We start from the raw sequence: 15,887 nt of genomic DNA, 5'->3' as shown, positions 1-15,887 counted from the left end.
CATTTATTCAGTAAAGCGATGGTTATGGCCTCTCTTTAATGCCAGTTTATGGCTTCTATTGAACCCAGGGAGATTGGAACACGTGAGAAAGTCGGCTTACGCAAGAAAGCTATTTCTGATCAGTATGGAAGATAATGCGCAAAAAAAAGTGGCGGCACTCGAAAAGTACGTTGATATGAGCATCCCGGTGATTTCAACCGCAGCACTCATGGAAGCCAAGCCACAACACCGTAATAAAATTCTACTGATCGACTTCAGTGAACATAAATCACTTGTTCAATCGATCAAAAATTTGCCTCTTGTATGGAAAAACTTTGAAACCGTTGTCTTCAACGTGCCTAAAAGACTAACCACAGATGAACTTCTTTCATTTGGTCAATTAAAAGGTGTGTTTTATTCTGAAGATACGCTAGAGCAAATTGGAGAAGGGTTAAAAGGCATTGTTAACGGTCAAAACTGGCTGCCGCGTAATGTAACCAGTCAACTTTTACACTATTACCGCAATGTCATTAATACTCATACTGCACCAGCTACGGTAGACCTAACCATTCGTGAGCTACAAGTACTGCGTTGCCTACAAGCTGGCGCCTCGAACAGTCAGATGGCCGAAGAGTTATTCGTCAGTGAATTCACCATCAAATCGCACTTGTATCAGATATTCAAAAAGCTATCCGTAAAGAACCGAGTACAGGCAATCGCCTGGGCAGACCAAAACTTAATGTCGTGATGCAATGTTAGCGGCTCTGATAACTGAAATGACGAGTCGCTCATCTTTTTTCCGCACCGAGTCTCACATTTTTTCCTACTTTATTCATGATTCATTGATACCTCTCGTGTTAAAGTTATGCGCAGATTCTTGATAAAAACGAGATAGGATATTCCCCCAATGATAAAAAAATGTCTGTTCCCTGCTGCAGGCTATGGCACACGCTTCCTACCGGCAACGAAATCTATGCCAAAAGAGATGATGCCAGTCGTTAACAAACCGCTTATTGAATACGGTGTCGAAGAAGCAATCCAAGCTGGTATGAACGGCATGTGTATTGTGACAGGTCGTGGCAAGCACTCGATCATGGACCACTTTGATAAGAACTACGAACTGGAACATCAGATTAGCGGTACCAACAAAGAAGAGCTGTTGGTAGATATCCGTGAAATCATTGAATCTGCAAACTTCACTTATATACGTCAACGCGAAATGAAAGGCTTGGGCCACGCGATTCTAACTGGACGAGAATTGGTAGGCGATGAGCCATTTGCTGTTGTTCTTGCTGATGACCTTTGTGTGAACGAGCAAGAGGGCGTACTGGCTCAGATGGTGGCACTATTTAAGCAGTTCCGCTGTTCTATCGTTGCAGTACAAGAAGTACCAGCCGAAGAAACGCACAAATACGGCGTTATCTCTGGTGAAATGATCAAAGACGACATCTATCGCGTAGACGACATGGTAGAAAAACCAGAGGAAGGCACGGCGCCTAGCAACCTTGCTATCATTGGCCGCTACATCCTGACTCCCGATATTTTTGAACTGATCGAAAACACCGAACCTGGTAAAGGTGGTGAAATTCAAATCACTGACGCGCTGCTGAAGCAAGCAAAAGCGGGCTGTGTGTTGGCTTACAAATTCAAGGGCAAACGCTTTGACTGTGGTAGCGTTGAAGGTTACATCGAAGCAACTAACTATTGTTTTGAAAACCTGTATCTAAAAGATGAAAAAACCTCTGAGCTAGGTAAGCACGCAACACAAAAAGCTGTATAAAGCATCGTCGTAGTACGAAATTACTGTATCGAAAGCCCAGCACAACGCTGGGCTTTTTACTTTACTGTTTTTTTATCCAGTAATTTTCTTTGCACATTTCTCACACTATGTAATACTTGCCCCACTTGGTTATACATAGAGCAAAAACGATGGATAAAATAGAAGTTCGCGGTGCCCGAACCCATAACCTTAAAGACATTAATCTTACAATCCCTCGCGATAAACTGATTGTCATTACTGGACTAAGTGGCTCCGGTAAATCCTCTCTCGCTTTCGATACATTGTATGCAGAAGGCCAACGACGCTACGTAGAGTCTCTCTCTGCCTACGCTCGTCAGTTTTTGTCTCTGATGGAAAAACCCGATGTCGACCACATTGAAGGGTTATCACCCGCGATTTCTATTGAACAGAAGTCTACTTCTCATAACCCGCGTTCAACCGTCGGTACAATTACCGAAGTCTACGACTACTTACGTCTATTGTATGCTCGTGTGGGCGAACCCCGCTGTCCAACGCATCATGCTCCTCTTGCTGCGCAAACCATCAGCCAAATGGTGGACAAAGTCCTAGAGATGCCGGAAGGCAGCAAAATGATGCTATTGGCACCTATTGTCAAAGAACGTAAAGGTGAGCATGTTAAAACGCTTGAGAACTTAGCGGCTCAAGGCTTTATTCGTGCGCGTATTGATGGAGAAACTTGCGATCTTTCCGATCCTCCAACCCTTGAACTACATAAAAAGCACACCATTGAAGTTGTGGTAGACCGCTTTAAAGTTCGTCCAGACTTACAACAGCGCTTGGCCGAATCTTTCGAGACAACACTCGAATTATCAGGCGGAATTGCAGTTGTCGCGCCAATGGATGGCGACGGTGAAGAGATTATTTTCTCCGCCAACTTCGCTTGTCCACAATGTGGTTACAGCATGCAAGAGTTAGAGCCGCGACTTTTCTCATTCAACAACCCTGCTGGAGCATGTGGCACTTGTGATGGCTTGGGTGTTCAACAATACTTCGATCCAAGCCGAGTCATTCAAGATGATTCATTAAGCTTGGCACAAGGTGCGATTCGCGGTTGGGATCAAAAGAACTACTACTACTTCCAAATGCTCACCTCATTGGCCGATCATTATGGTTTTGACCTCCATGCCCCTTTTAATTCTCTGCCAAAGAAAACGCAAGATGTCATTCTAAAGGGCTCTGGTCGTACTGAGATTGAGTTTAAATACATCAACGATCGTGGCGATATTCGCGTTAAGCGCCATCCATTCGAAGGTATTCTGAATACCCTAGAACGTCGCTATCGTGATACAGAATCCAACTCTGTCCGTGAAGAGCTCGCGAAATACATCTCCACTAAATCTTGTTCAAGCTGTGGCGGTACTCGTCTACGCCTTGAAGCACGTAACGTGTTTATTGCTGATACGACACTACCTGAGATTGTTGAACTCAGCATTGCTGATGCATTGGAATTCTTCCATTCCTTGAAACTGGAAGGTCAACGCGCCCAAATCGCTGAAAAAGTGATGAAGGAAATCAACGACCGCCTGCAATTCTTAGTTAACGTCGGTTTGAACTACCTAAACTTATCACGCAGTGCGGAAACCTTATCAGGCGGTGAAGCTCAACGTATTCGTTTAGCAAGCCAAATTGGTGCAGGTCTTGTTGGTGTGATGTATGTTCTGGACGAACCGTCGATTGGTCTCCACCAGCGTGATAATGAACGCTTATTAAAAACGCTCACTCACTTGCGCGATTTAGGTAATACCGTACTTGTGGTAGAACACGATGAAGATGCGATTCGCTGTGCAGATCATGTCATAGATATTGGTCCTGGTGCTGGCGTACATGGTGGTAATGTTGTTGCGGAAGGCACCATGGAAGAGATAGTCGCGAATCCGAATTCTCTGACAGGTCAGTACTTAAGTGGTGTTAAAGAAATCGCAGTACCGAAAGATCGCACGCCGCGAGATCCGAAAAAAACGGTTGAGCTATTAGGCGCAACAGGTAATAACCTTAAAAACGTTAACCTTTCAATTCCTGTTGGGTTATTCAGCTGTATTACAGGGGTATCTGGCTCAGGTAAATCAACGCTGATTAATGATACTTTCTTTAAAATTGCGCATACCCAACTTAACGGAGCGACAACGGCTCAGCCTTCACCTTATAAATCGATTAAAGGTCTAGAGCACTTCGATAAAGTCATCGATATCGATCAAAGCCCAATAGGCCGTACACCTCGCTCTAACCCTGCAACCTATACGGGGATCTTTACACCAATCCGTGAACTGTTTGCAGGAACACAGGAGTCGCGTTCTCGCGGTTACAAGCCGGGCCGTTTTAGTTTTAACGTACGCGGTGGTCGTTGTGAGGCCTGTCAGGGTGACGGTGTTATCAAAGTAGAAATGCATTTCCTACCAGATGTTTATGTGCCATGTGATGTGTGTAAAGGTAAACGCTACAACCGTGAAACGCTCGAAGTACGTTACAAAGGTAAAACTATTGATGAAGTGCTAGAAATGACGGTCGAAGATGCACGCACCTTCTTCGATCCAGTTCCTGCCATCGCTCGCAAACTACAAACACTGATGGATGTGGGTTTGTCGTACATACGATTGGGTCAAGCGGCAACAACACTCTCCGGTGGTGAAGCACAGCGTGTGAAACTGGCGCGAGAGCTATCCAAACGTGATACAGGAAAAACCTTGTACATTTTGGATGAACCAACAACCGGCCTTCACTTCCATGATATCCAGCAGTTGCTCACTGTACTGCACAGACTTCGCGACCACGGAAATACTGTCGTGGTGATCGAGCATAACCTGGACGTCATTAAGACTGCGGACTGGATTATCGATCTTGGTCCTGAAGGGGGTCAGGGTGGCGGCGAGATAATCGCTCAAGGCACTCCGGAAGATGTGTCGCAAATCGAGGGTTCGCACACAGCTCACTTCCTCAAGCCTATGTTGAAGTAGAAAAAACAGGTAAAGTATCGAGACCAGCAAGTGCTGGTCTTTTTTCATTCAAAACAACGCAATAACTATGGCTACTATACATGTAAGTGGAACAAAGCTTTCTCCCGAAAAAGTACAGGTTCCCCTCAATCGCAAGTTTCTCATTGCCTTGGCAACACTATTTGTGTTGGCAATGCACTTTTTCATGCCCAACCCCGGCGGTTCGGGGCTTTCGCTTTCGTTCAATGCGACAACTTGGATTGCTTTTAGCTTTGCATTAGGCATTGGGTGTTACCAACTTGCGAATAATCGAGTACTACGTTACTCAAAACTAACCATCGGCTTGTTCATTAGTGCTCTTATCATGACGGTGCCCATTCTGTACCCAAATGCGAATAGCAGTTTGGCAGCCAATAAGCTCATTGGCCTGTGGTGTGGTGTCCTGTTCTTTATTGTCTTACAACAATTTCATTTCAGTAATAAACATCGCCAACGCCTATTATGGTTCATTGTCCTTGCGGTTGTTATCGAAGCCATTTTTGGTTTGACACAATATCTGTATCTCAAACCAGGCAATCCGTTTGGTTACGACACGGTGGCCAATCGTCCTTATGGTATTTTCCAACAGCCCAATGTAATGGCCAGCTTTCTTGCGACAGGGTTGGTGATTGCCAGCTATTTACTTGCACGTCAGCCCTACAAATACGATCGTAAGTTAAGCGATGTTTACCTTCTCTATGCCGTACCAGTTTTAACTTTACCACTAATTGTGGCGTTGGCTTCACGCACTGGTTGGTTAGCCTCGGTCATCGCCGTGTTGTTGGTCATTCCATACATGTACCGCTTTGCAACCAAAGGGCGCTTTATCCGCTGGGTTGTGTCACTTGTAAGTGGGCTCTTACTCTCAGTCGTTGTCATGCATCTTGCCTTTCCTGATGGAGGTGGGTTAGCCGCAGAAAAAGTAAATATGGAGTCTCCTCGAGCGTATACTTTTCCGCAAACATTAGACATGGTGATTGAAAAGCCTTTTACTGGTTATGGATATGGCAAGTTTGAATCTGAGTACATGCTGTATACGGCTCGTCAACATGCCCTAAATGAGAATTACCCAGCTGGTTTGCCAGCCATGGATCATCCGCATAACGAGCTACTTTACTGGGGAGTAGAAGGTGGCTTACTGCCAATACTCGGCATCTTCTTAGCGATGGCACTGGTACTGTATCGAATCTATCAAGCCAAACGCGGAACTCGTCTTGCGTTGCTGGCCTTGTTTATACCTATCGTATTGCACTCACAACTGGAATACCCTTTCTACCACTCTCTCGTGCATTGGTTGATCTTCGTTATCCTACTGTACTGGGTCGATCAGCGCGTCTCTCGTTATCGACAAGTCGGCTTTAGTAATGTGACCAAAAGCTTGCTGCGTGTTTTTAGTTTGGTACTTCCCGTTGCGTTTACGTTTTACATGGTAAGCGCATTACATACGAACTATGTATTGACGAAGTTTGAGACCACTAGACCAACTAACCCTGATATTCTGAATCAAGTCAGTAACCCTGTGGTTTGGAAAGACAGGTTTGATTGGGATGTCTATAGCACGTTTTTAAACCTTGGGCTGTACCAACAAGACGCAACCTTGATTCAGCCTTATATCGATTGGTCGCTAAAAATCATCAAAGATAAGCCTCGTCCTGCATTTTATAATAATTTGATTTTGGCCTACCAAGGCTTAGATGACTCAAGTAAAGCGGAGCAAATTAGAGCTGAAGCGCAGTTTTTGTTCCCGAAGATTGATTTCAGTGACGTCAATTACCAACCACCTTCTCAAGCAATCTCTGCCTCACCAGTCCCCACTTCAGGAGCTGAGTAATAAATACAAAAAAAGCGAAGGGATGACCTTCGCTTTTCTTTATCTCATTGCTGTATGATTTTATTCAGTGAGTGACTCTTCTAACGCTTTTAAGCACAGCGCAACGTTTTCAGATCGAGCGCCGTAACCCATTAAGCCAATACGCCACGCTTTACCAGCTAATGCCCCAAGGCCTGCACCAATTTCTAGGTTATAGGTTTCTAGCAAGTGAGCACGAACTTTTGCTTCATCAATTCCTTCAGGCACGTAAATCGCATTTAATTGTGGCAACCGATGGGCTTCGTCCACAACAAATTCAAAGCCTAACTTTTGTAAGCCATTTTTGAGTTTTTCATGCATCAGTTGGTGACGAGCCCAAGCGTTTTCTAATCCTTCATTTTTCAGTATCAATAAAGCTTCATGAAGCGCATACAAGCTATTAACTGGCGCCGTATGATGGTAACTACGCTTGCCTTCTCCACTCCAATACCCCAAAACTAAACTCTGATCGAGGAACCAACTCTGTACTGGTGTTGTTCTTGCTTGAATCTTTTCAATCGCGGCAGTAGAAAACGTCACTGGTGAGAGCCCAGGTACACATGACAAACATTTTTGACTACCAGAGTAAACCGCATCCAGTTGCCATTCATCCACTTTTAACGGCACACCACCAAGTGACGTCACCGCATCAACAATAGATAATGCATTATGCTGTTTCGCCAGCTTCCCCAATGCTTGAGCATCACTGACTGCACCAGTTGAGGTTTCCGCATGCACAAAAGCAAGAATTTTTGTATCTGGGTGCTGTTCGAGTGCTTGCTCGACTTTATCAATGGAAACAGGCGTCCCCCATTCATCATCGACGATAACAACTTCGCCACCAGCACGGACGACATTTTCGCGCATGCGTTCACCAAATACACCATTACGACAGACGATCACTTTATCGCCTTTCTCGATCAAGTTTACAAAGCAGGTTTCCATCCCTGCACTACCTGGCGCTGAAACCGCAATAGTGAATTCATTGTCAGTTTGAAAGGCATACTTCAATAGCTGCTTGAGCTCATCCATCATACCGATAAACAGAGGATCAAGGTGACCTACAGTAGGACGGCTTAGTGCTTGTAACACTTGAGGATAAATATCAGAAGGACCAGGTCCCATTAAAATACGGTGAGGCGGAATAAAGCTTTGGATCGACATGTCAGCTCCTTGATTATCTTTTATCCTGAGCATTCTAAAAGTTCTATTCAATAACATGGCTCAGGTGTAGGGTTCTTCACCCTAATAGATTTTTCCTCTATCAGCAATTAGCCGTAAGTATGGAGGTCAAACCAGTGTCACAAAATCGTTAATAAAAAACACCATAAAGGTTGAAATATTGATTGACATTAAGGCCTCAAAACCGTTCAATGTTTGAGCTTTATGTAGAAGAGGAGCGCTACCCAGGTAGATGATTTGTGGAACCGCAATTCCAACACCAATCATTGAGGGGGAGTAGTGCCGAGGTAAGTCAAAGTTGCAGGATTTGACTTGTCGGTTGAATTGGGCTGAATCCCATCAACTGTCATCAGCGCAGTCTGATGAAGGGCTTCTGAGGGTAAATTTTTCAAATAGCATTCTAAATACCTCTCTTTTTGCTCTGTTCCTTTTCTCACTAAACATTGGATGTACAATTTTTTAGGAAGTCGTGGGAGAACGCAGTGAGCGCATTTAACGTAGCTAAATTCGGTGGAACCAGTGTTGCCAACTTTGAGGCAATGAGTCGTTGCGCCACCATTATCGAAAACAATCCAAATACTCGCCTGGTCGTGAGCAGCGCTTGCTCTGGCGTCACCAACCTATTGGTAGAACTCGCCAACGGCGTTCAGGATCAAACGCACCGTACTGAGCTGCTGCAAAATCTGGCCAACATTCATGACGCCATTTTAACTCAGCTCGAAGACAGCACGAAAACTGCTGCCGAGGTGTATGGCATATTAGATACCGTAACCAGCCTGGCCGAGGCTGCATCTATCCAAGCTAGTGCGAAGTTAACCGATCATTTAGTCGCATGTGGTGAACTCATGTCGACGCACATTCTAACTCAGTTAATGTGTGAGCGAGGCATTCAAGCAGTGCGCTTTGATATCCGCGATGTGCTGCGTACTGATGACAACTTTGGTCGCGCGGAGCCAAACATTGAAGCAATTTCGACGCTTGCGCAAGATAAACTCGTACCACTTTGCCAACAATCCGTTGTTGTTACTCAAGGCTTCATAGGATCTGACGAAGCCGGTAATACAACAACATTAGGTCGAGGGGGCAGCGATTACAGCGCCGCCTTAATTGCTGAGAGCGTTAAAGCGGCAGGGCTAGAAATCTGGACTGATGTTCCGGGTATCTACACAACAGACCCGCGAATTGCACCAAAAGCCTCACCAATTCCCGAGATCAGCTTTAGTGAAGCTTCAGAAATGGCTAACTTTGGCGCTAAAATCCTTCACCCTTCTACGCTAGTACCTGCATTGCGCCACGACATTCCGGTATTTGTGGGGTCATCGAAAGAGCCTGAAAAAGGGGGAACTTGGATTCGCCACCAAGTCGAAAGCTCACCGTTATTCCGTGCGCTAGCTTTGCGTTGTAACCAAACCATGGTAACGCTACGCAGCGCCAATATGTTCCACGCATACGGCTTCTTAGCAAAGGTCTTTGAGATCCTTGCAAAGCATAAGATATCTGTCGATTTGATCACAACATCTGAAATCAGTGTATCGTTAACACTTGATCAAACCGATACATCCGGCGGCGCGCCGCAGCTGCCGCAAGCTGTACGAGAAGAGTTAGAAGAGTTATGTAAGGTAGAAGTTGAACGTGACCTATGCCTCGTTGCCCTAATTGGTAACAACATGAGTGAGAGTAAAGGCTACGCGAAACAGGTTTTTGGCACGCTAGAAGATTTTAACCTACGCATGATTTGTTATGGCGCTAGCCCTCACAACTTATGCTTCTTGCTCCATGAATCAGTATCGAAACAAGCCATACAAAAACTCCACACTGAGTTGTTTGAGAAGTAAGTTCAACTCAATAAAACAAAGGGCTGCGTATCTGCAGCCCTTTGTCGTTTCATTAGTTGTTACATTTGGACGAGGTAAACATCAATTTAACCGTTAATGTTTGGCCCTAACCATTTTTCAGCCTCGATCCTATCCCACCCCTTACGATCGGCGTAACTCTCTAGCTGATCTTCTTGGATCTGTGCGATCGCAAAGTAACGTGAGTCAGGATGAGAGAAATACCAACCAGAGACTGACGCGCCCGGATACATTGCATAGCTGGAGGTTAGAGTCATGCCAATATTCTCTTCCACATTAAGTAGCTCCCAAAGCGGTCCTTTTTCAGTATGCTCAGGGCACGCTGGATAACCTGGTGCAGGGCGAATACCTTGGTATTTTTCACGAATGAGATCATCGTTAGATAAATCTTCATCCGCAGCATAACCCCAAATTTCTTTACGGACACGCTCATGCAAATACTCAGCAAACGCTTCGGCTAGGCGATCCGCCACCGCTTGAATCATAATTGCGTTGTAATCATCTCCCTGTGCTTTGTATTCATCAGCAAGCTCTCGTTCACCAATACCACCAGTGACAGCAAATGCCCCTATCCAATCATGTTTACCCGACTCTTTAGATGCGATGTAGTCGGATAAACAATAGTTGAATCCTTTTGGTTTCTCGGTCTGTTGTCGCAAGTTACGTAATACTTTCACAACGTCGGTACGAGTTTCATCAGCATAAACTTCAATGTCGTCCCCCACGCTCGCAGCAGGGAATAAGCCACACATTCCACGCGCTTTTAACAGGCCTTCTCGCTCAACTCGATCAAGTAACTCGTTGGCATCTTCGAATAAACGTTTTGCTTCTTCACCAACTTCTTCATGTTGGAAAATTGTTGGATACTTACCCACAAGTGACCAAGTCATAAAGAATGGTGTCCAATCGATGTATTGACGTAATATAGCCACATCAAAATCATCGAAGATATGAATGCCAGGCTTAACAGGCACTGGAGGGGTGTAAGCTTCCCAATCGATAGCAACTTTATTCGCTCGAGCAGCTTCTAATGTCACTGGTTTGGTTCTCGGTTTCTTTCGATTATGTTGATCACGTACTCGTTCGTAATCAGCTTCAAGTTTTTCAACAAATTCAGGGCGACGTTCATCTGACAATAGAGAAGTACATACGCCCACTGCACGTGAGGCGTTGTTCACGTAAACCACTGGATGCTTGTAATTTTGCTCAATCTTAACTGCTGTATGGGCTTTTGACGTTGTTGCGCCACCGATGAGAAGAGGTAAGTTAAAGTCGAGACGCTCCATCTCTTTTGCAACATGCACCATTTCGTCTAATGAAGGCGTGATCAACCCTGATAAACCAATAATATCGACGTTTTCTTCTTGCGCTACTTTTAAGATCTTTTCGCAAGGAACCATGACACCAAGATCGATAATTTCGTAGTTATTGCACTGCAATACAACGCCAACGATATTTTTCCCGATATCATGTACATCACCTTTGACCGTCGCTAGCAAAATCTTACCGTTTGTTTGTCCCACCTGCTTTTCTGCATTGATGTAGGGCTCGAGATGCGCGACTGCTTGCTTCATCACTCGGGCAGATTTTACGACCTGAGGAAGGAACATTTTACCTTCACCAAACAAGTCTCCGACGACGTTCATCCCATCCATTAGTGGGCCTTCTATCACCTCTAATGGCTTTGAAGCATTGACACGAGCTTCTTCGGTATCATCAACGATAAACTCGGTTATTCCTTTCACTAACGCGTGTTCTAAACGCTTTTCAACAGGCCAGGTTCTCCACTCAAGTGCAGAGGCATCCTCCTCTTTACCTACCCCTTTGCCTGCGTATTCCGCCGCGATATCTAACAATCTCTCAGTGGCGTCATCACGACGGTTAAGAACGACATCTTCCACAGCCTCACGCAATTTTTCAGGCACGTTATCGTAGATTTCTAACTGACCCGCATTCACAATCCCCATATCCATACCATTTTTAAAACAGTGGTAGAGGAACACCGCGTGAATCGCTTCACGTACATAGTTATTGCCACGGAAAGAGAATGAGACGTTAGAAACACCACCAGATATCATCGCATGTGGTAAATCACGTTTGATATCGCCAACGGCTTCAATGAAATCCACCGCGTAGTTATTATGCTCCTCGATCCCCGTAGCAATGGCAAAAATGTTTGGGTCAAAAATGATGTCTTCTGGTGGAAAGCCCACTTCATCAACAAGAATTCGGTAAGCGTTGGTACAAATTTCTACTTTGCGCTCACGTGTATCTGCTTGCCCAATCTCATCAAACGCCATCACAATCACAGCCGCACCGTAACGGCGGATCAACTTAGCTTGTTCAACGAATTTCTCTTTGCCTTCTTTGAGAGAGATCGAGTTAACAATGCCTTTGCCTTGGATGCACTTAAGACCGGCTTCAATAACCTCCCACTTGGAAGAGTCAACCATGATTGGTACTTTTGAGATTTCAGGTTCTGACGCACAAAGGTTTAAAAAGCGAACCATACAAGCTTGTGCATCCAACATGCCTTCATCCATGTTGATATCGATAATTTGAGCGCCATTTTCAACTTGTTGACGAGCCACATCGAGCGCTTCATCGTACAGCTCTTCTTTAATTAAGCGCTTAAAACGCGCAGAACCGGTTACATTCGTACGCTCACCGACATTGATAAATAAAGAGTCTTTATCAATAGCGAGTGGCTCCAGGCCAGACAAGCGACAAGCAACGGGAAGTTCAGGTAATTGACGAGGGGCGATATTTTCAACCGCGAGTGCCATTTGGCGAATGTGCTCAGGAGTTGTACCACAACACCCACCAATCAAGTTTAAAAAGCCACTTTGAGCCCACTCTTTAACATGCTTAGCCATATCTTCTGGCGACAAATCGTATTCGCCGAATGCATTCGGAAGCCCAGCATTTGGGTGAGCGGAAACAAAAGATTCTGATATACGAGAGAGCTCTTCAACATAAGGACGCAGCTCATCTGGACCAAGTGCACAGTTCAAACCAAACGAAATCGGTTTAACATGACGTAATGAGTTGTAAAACGCTTCTGTGGTTTGACCGGATAATGTCCGACCGGAAGCATCAGTAATAGTCCCCGAGATCATCACAGGTAACTCAATCCCCATCTCTTCAAACACACTTTCAACAGCAAATGAACAAGCCTTAGCGTTAAGCGTATCGAAGATGGTCTCGATAAGAATAAGGTCAGAACCACCTTTAATTAGAGCACGAGTCGATTCAGAGTAAGCCTCAACTAACTCGTCGAAAGAAACATTTCGATATCCGGGGTCATTTACATCAGGAGAAATAGAACAAGTTCGGTTCGTCGGCCCTAAAACCCCTGCGACATAACGCGGCTTATCGGGTGTTTTTGCGGTCCATTCATCTGCAACTTCACGTGCAAGATTGGCTGCTGCAAAGTTAATTTCTTCACTCAGGCTTTCCATCTCGTAGTCAGCCATCGCAATGGTTGTTGCGTTAAACGTGTTGGTTTCGAGAATATCTGCACCCGCTTCTAAATATGCAGCGTGAATTTCCTTGATAAGTTGAGGCTGACTTAGAACCAACAGGTCGTTGTTACCTTTTAGATCACAATGCCAATCCGCAAAGCGCGTTCCTCGATAGTCTTGCTCTTCAAGTTTGTACCCTTGAATCATGGTTCCCATACCACCATCAATCAAAAGAATACGTTGCTTCATTTGAGCTTCAATCTGTTGTCTTACGTTACTTCCCACAGTACAGCCTCATTCCTTTAGTTATCTTTCCATCCTATCACACAAACTTCAGGAGTCTAGACGTCTAAACGTAGAATTAATGATTATTTTATCTCCTTCTTAACTTGCAAAATAATCACGAAAAAACGTTTGCTATTTAAGCAGCATCAGCCGAGAATTCCATTCATAAAATGTTACAAATAGAGAGCTCTATGTCGGTCTATCATACTTTATGTTTTCTATCCGCAGCTGCGATGCTAATTGCTTTTGTAAACAGCAAGATAGGAAAGATGCAAACCACCATTGCGATTACCGCAGGTTCAATGGTGCTTTCACTTCTAATCTTAATTGCGGGTCAAAACAACTGGTTCCATCTCACCGAAATTGCGACGGAGACGGTCACAAGGATTAACTTCGAAGATTTCTTGCTCAAAGGCATTCTTGGCTTCTTACTATTTGCTGGTGGACTAGGCATCAAACTCCCGAACCTTAAAGATCAAAAGTGGGAGATCACTGTTTTAGCTCTTGGAGCCACACTGTTTTCCACGTTCTTTATTGGATTTGCGCTGTATGGGTTTTGTCAGTTAATTGGCATCCAATTTGATTTGGTCTACTGCTTACTATTTGGTGCTCTAATATCGCCAACTGACCCAATCGCTGTATTGGCTATTGTTAAAAAACTCGATGCTCCCAAACGTATCTCCACTCAGATTGAAGGAGAATCGCTCTTCAATGATGGCTTCGGTTTGGTTATCTTCGTCACTCTATTTACGATTGCATTTGGCACTGAGGCACCAACTGTAGGTAGTGTCACCTTACTCTTCATCCAAGAAGCTATCGGTGGTATCACATATGGTTTAGTCCTCGGTTTGCTATTCCACTACTTGATCAGTGCCACCGATGATCACTCAATGGAATTGTTACTTACCATTGGTGTCCCAACGGCAGGTTACGCATTTGCTGAATACATCCATGTATCAGGCCCACTCGCAATGGTTGTATCCGGTATTATGATTGGCAACTGGACACGCTTTATTGGCTTTTCAAAAGAGAGTGAAGATCACCTTGACCATTTTTGGGAGCTTGTTGATGAATTCTTGAATGGCGTGTTATTCCTACTGATCGGTATGTCGATGCTGCTGTTTGAATTCCACAAAGAAGACTGGATCATGATGGCTATTTCAGTCCCTCTTGTACTAGCAGCTCGCTATTTAAGCGTATTTCTCTCGTACATTGGCTTTAAGCGTTACAGAAAATATAACCCGTGGTCAGTACGTATTTTGACGTGGGGCGGCTTACGCGGGGGCCTTGCATTGGCAATGGCACTTTCCATTCCATCTGGTATTTGGGTGATTCAAGATAAGTTAATCGATGTAAAAGAGATTATTCTTGTAATGACCTACTCCGTCGTTGTTTTCTCTATCCTCATTCAAGGCTCAACAATCACTCCAATGATTGAAAAAGCAAAAGCAGAAGAGAAGAAGATGGAAGAGAACAACCAAGCAATAACCACTCCGGAACATACGGAGCCAGTGGACTCTTAAAGACACGTAACTTAATAAATAAAAAGCAGCTACCTAGCTGCTTTTTTCATAACTAATTTTCAGACTCCCCTTCAAGGACGAATGCTCCTTATTCTTTGATATACCTTCAAATATACTAAGAATCGCTACGCTACATTTTCATAGATACTAACTATTGCCGATAGATAGTATTCATAGACGAGCCTTTTAATTTACCCATTTTCATCTGTATCCTTCTCTTCCCTTGGCAATATAGGCTCCTCGCAAATATCAAAGCTAAACTTCCACAATACTTAGCAATGAGCGAGTTTGTATTTTTATGAGAAAGAGACATTTAGGGTGAGTGCGTTCAGAACCCAAACAGGTTAGCAATCCCACCAAGATAAAACTGAGCTAGCATTCAGGTAGATCAAAGCCTTAACAGAAATGTAGCCCCTCTCCCTCTTGATCTCAGTGAGACTAAACTTGTATTCAAAGTCGTCCTGTTTTCAAATTAGAAACAAACGACACTTCAAACAATTAAACTCTGTCACATAACTAGATTTTCTAATATCGAATAAAAGGAGCTTTGGTGAATGAAGAGGCTCAAAACTAGCGCTCGAGACTGCAGGAACCACACAAAACTGCGTTCCACTTCACTCATACAGGGCTTAGAAAGCATAACCAGAGGGAAGCCTGCCTCTCGATGCAAGGTTTCAATATGAAAGTGGGTTTAAGCTAAGTCGGGGAACCAAAACGAAAAAAGCCTCAGTCTTTCGACTGAGGCTTAATATAAGTGGCGGAGTGGACGGGACTCGAACCCGCGACCCCCGGCGTGACAGGCCGGTATTCTAACCAACTGAACTACCACTCCGCAGTGGTATCACTCGCTTTAATAAGCAAGCGTCCGCTTTTGTCTTCACTTTTCGAAAAAGTGAAAATAAAACTAAAGCCTGGCGATGTCCTACTCTCACATGGGGAAGCCCCACACTACCATCGGCGCTATTTCGTTTCACTTCTGAGT

8 protein-coding genes, 1 tRNA gene and 1 riboswitch are annotated in these 15,887 nt (G+C 44.5%); of the genes, 6 read left to right on the top strand and 3 right to left on the bottom strand.

Going from position 1 to position 15,887, the window contains the following annotated elements; all coding sequences use genetic code 11:
* Positions 1-82: 82 nt before the first annotated feature.
* The 4 genes from R7Q48_RS19905 (at position 83) to R7Q48_RS19890 (ending at position 6,580) form a co-directional block, all read left to right on the top strand.
* Positions 83-727 (top strand): LuxR C-terminal-related transcriptional regulator, encoded by a 645-nt coding sequence (locus R7Q48_RS19905; protein ID WP_005381237.1) that lies wholly within the window; start codon positions 83-85, stop codon positions 725-727.
* Between the two features lie 159 nt (positions 728-886).
* Positions 887-1,759: a UTP--glucose-1-phosphate uridylyltransferase GalU gene (gene galU / locus R7Q48_RS19900; protein ID WP_256903346.1), complete on the top strand. Its 873-nt coding sequence runs from the start codon at positions 887-889 to the stop codon at positions 1,757-1,759.
* 149 nt (positions 1,760-1,908) lie between these two features.
* Positions 1,909-4,731: an excinuclease ABC subunit UvrA gene (uvrA, locus tag R7Q48_RS19895; protein WP_005381241.1), complete on the top strand. Its 2,823-nt coding sequence runs from the start codon at positions 1,909-1,911 to the stop codon at positions 4,729-4,731.
* 67 nt (positions 4,732-4,798) lie between these two features.
* Positions 4,799-6,580 (top strand): PglL family O-oligosaccharyltransferase, encoded by a 1,782-nt coding sequence (locus tag R7Q48_RS19890; protein WP_021707781.1) that lies wholly within the window; start codon positions 4,799-4,801, stop codon positions 6,578-6,580.
* 60 nt (positions 6,581-6,640) lie between these two features.
* Here R7Q48_RS19890 and R7Q48_RS19885 read toward each other — a convergent pair whose 3' ends face one another.
* A complete protein-coding gene (locus R7Q48_RS19885) occupies positions 6,641-7,762 on the bottom strand; it encodes a pyridoxal-phosphate-dependent aminotransferase family protein (RefSeq protein WP_005381245.1) in 1,122 nt (373 codons plus the stop codon).
* A 220-nt stretch (positions 7,763-7,982) separates the two neighbouring features.
* Positions 7,983-8,161, top strand: a riboswitch (Lysine riboswitch).
* Between the two features lie 101 nt (positions 8,162-8,262).
* Between R7Q48_RS19885 and lysC the strand changes: the two genes are divergently transcribed.
* Positions 8,263-9,615: a lysine-sensitive aspartokinase 3 gene (gene lysC, locus R7Q48_RS19880; RefSeq protein WP_053350596.1), complete on the top strand. Its 1,353-nt coding sequence runs from the start codon at positions 8,263-8,265 to the stop codon at positions 9,613-9,615.
* A gap of 86 nt (positions 9,616-9,701) precedes the next feature.
* Here the strand turns inward: lysC and metH are convergent, their stop codons facing one another.
* The gene (metH, locus tag R7Q48_RS19875; RefSeq protein ID WP_256903347.1) at positions 9,702-13,382 is read right to left on the bottom strand and encodes a methionine synthase; all 3,681 of its coding nucleotides are present in this window, start codon (positions 13,380-13,382) and stop codon (positions 9,702-9,704) included.
* 191 nt (positions 13,383-13,573) lie between these two features.
* Between metH and R7Q48_RS19870 the strand changes: the two genes are divergently transcribed.
* Positions 13,574-14,905, top strand: coding sequence for a cation:proton antiporter (locus R7Q48_RS19870; protein WP_256903348.1), 1,332 nt, complete (start codon positions 13,574-13,576; stop codon positions 14,903-14,905).
* A 755-nt stretch (positions 14,906-15,660) separates the two neighbouring features.
* On the opposite strand, the gene R7Q48_RS19865 is transcribed toward R7Q48_RS19870, so the two are convergent.
* Positions 15,661-15,737, bottom strand: a tRNA-Asp gene (locus R7Q48_RS19865).
* Between the last annotated feature and the right edge of the window lie 150 nt (positions 15,738-15,887).

It is taken from the genome of Vibrio sp. 378 (genome assembly GCF_033339435.1).
Note: the sequence above shows the minus strand (reverse complement) of the source record. Positions and strands in the feature narration are given on the sequence as shown.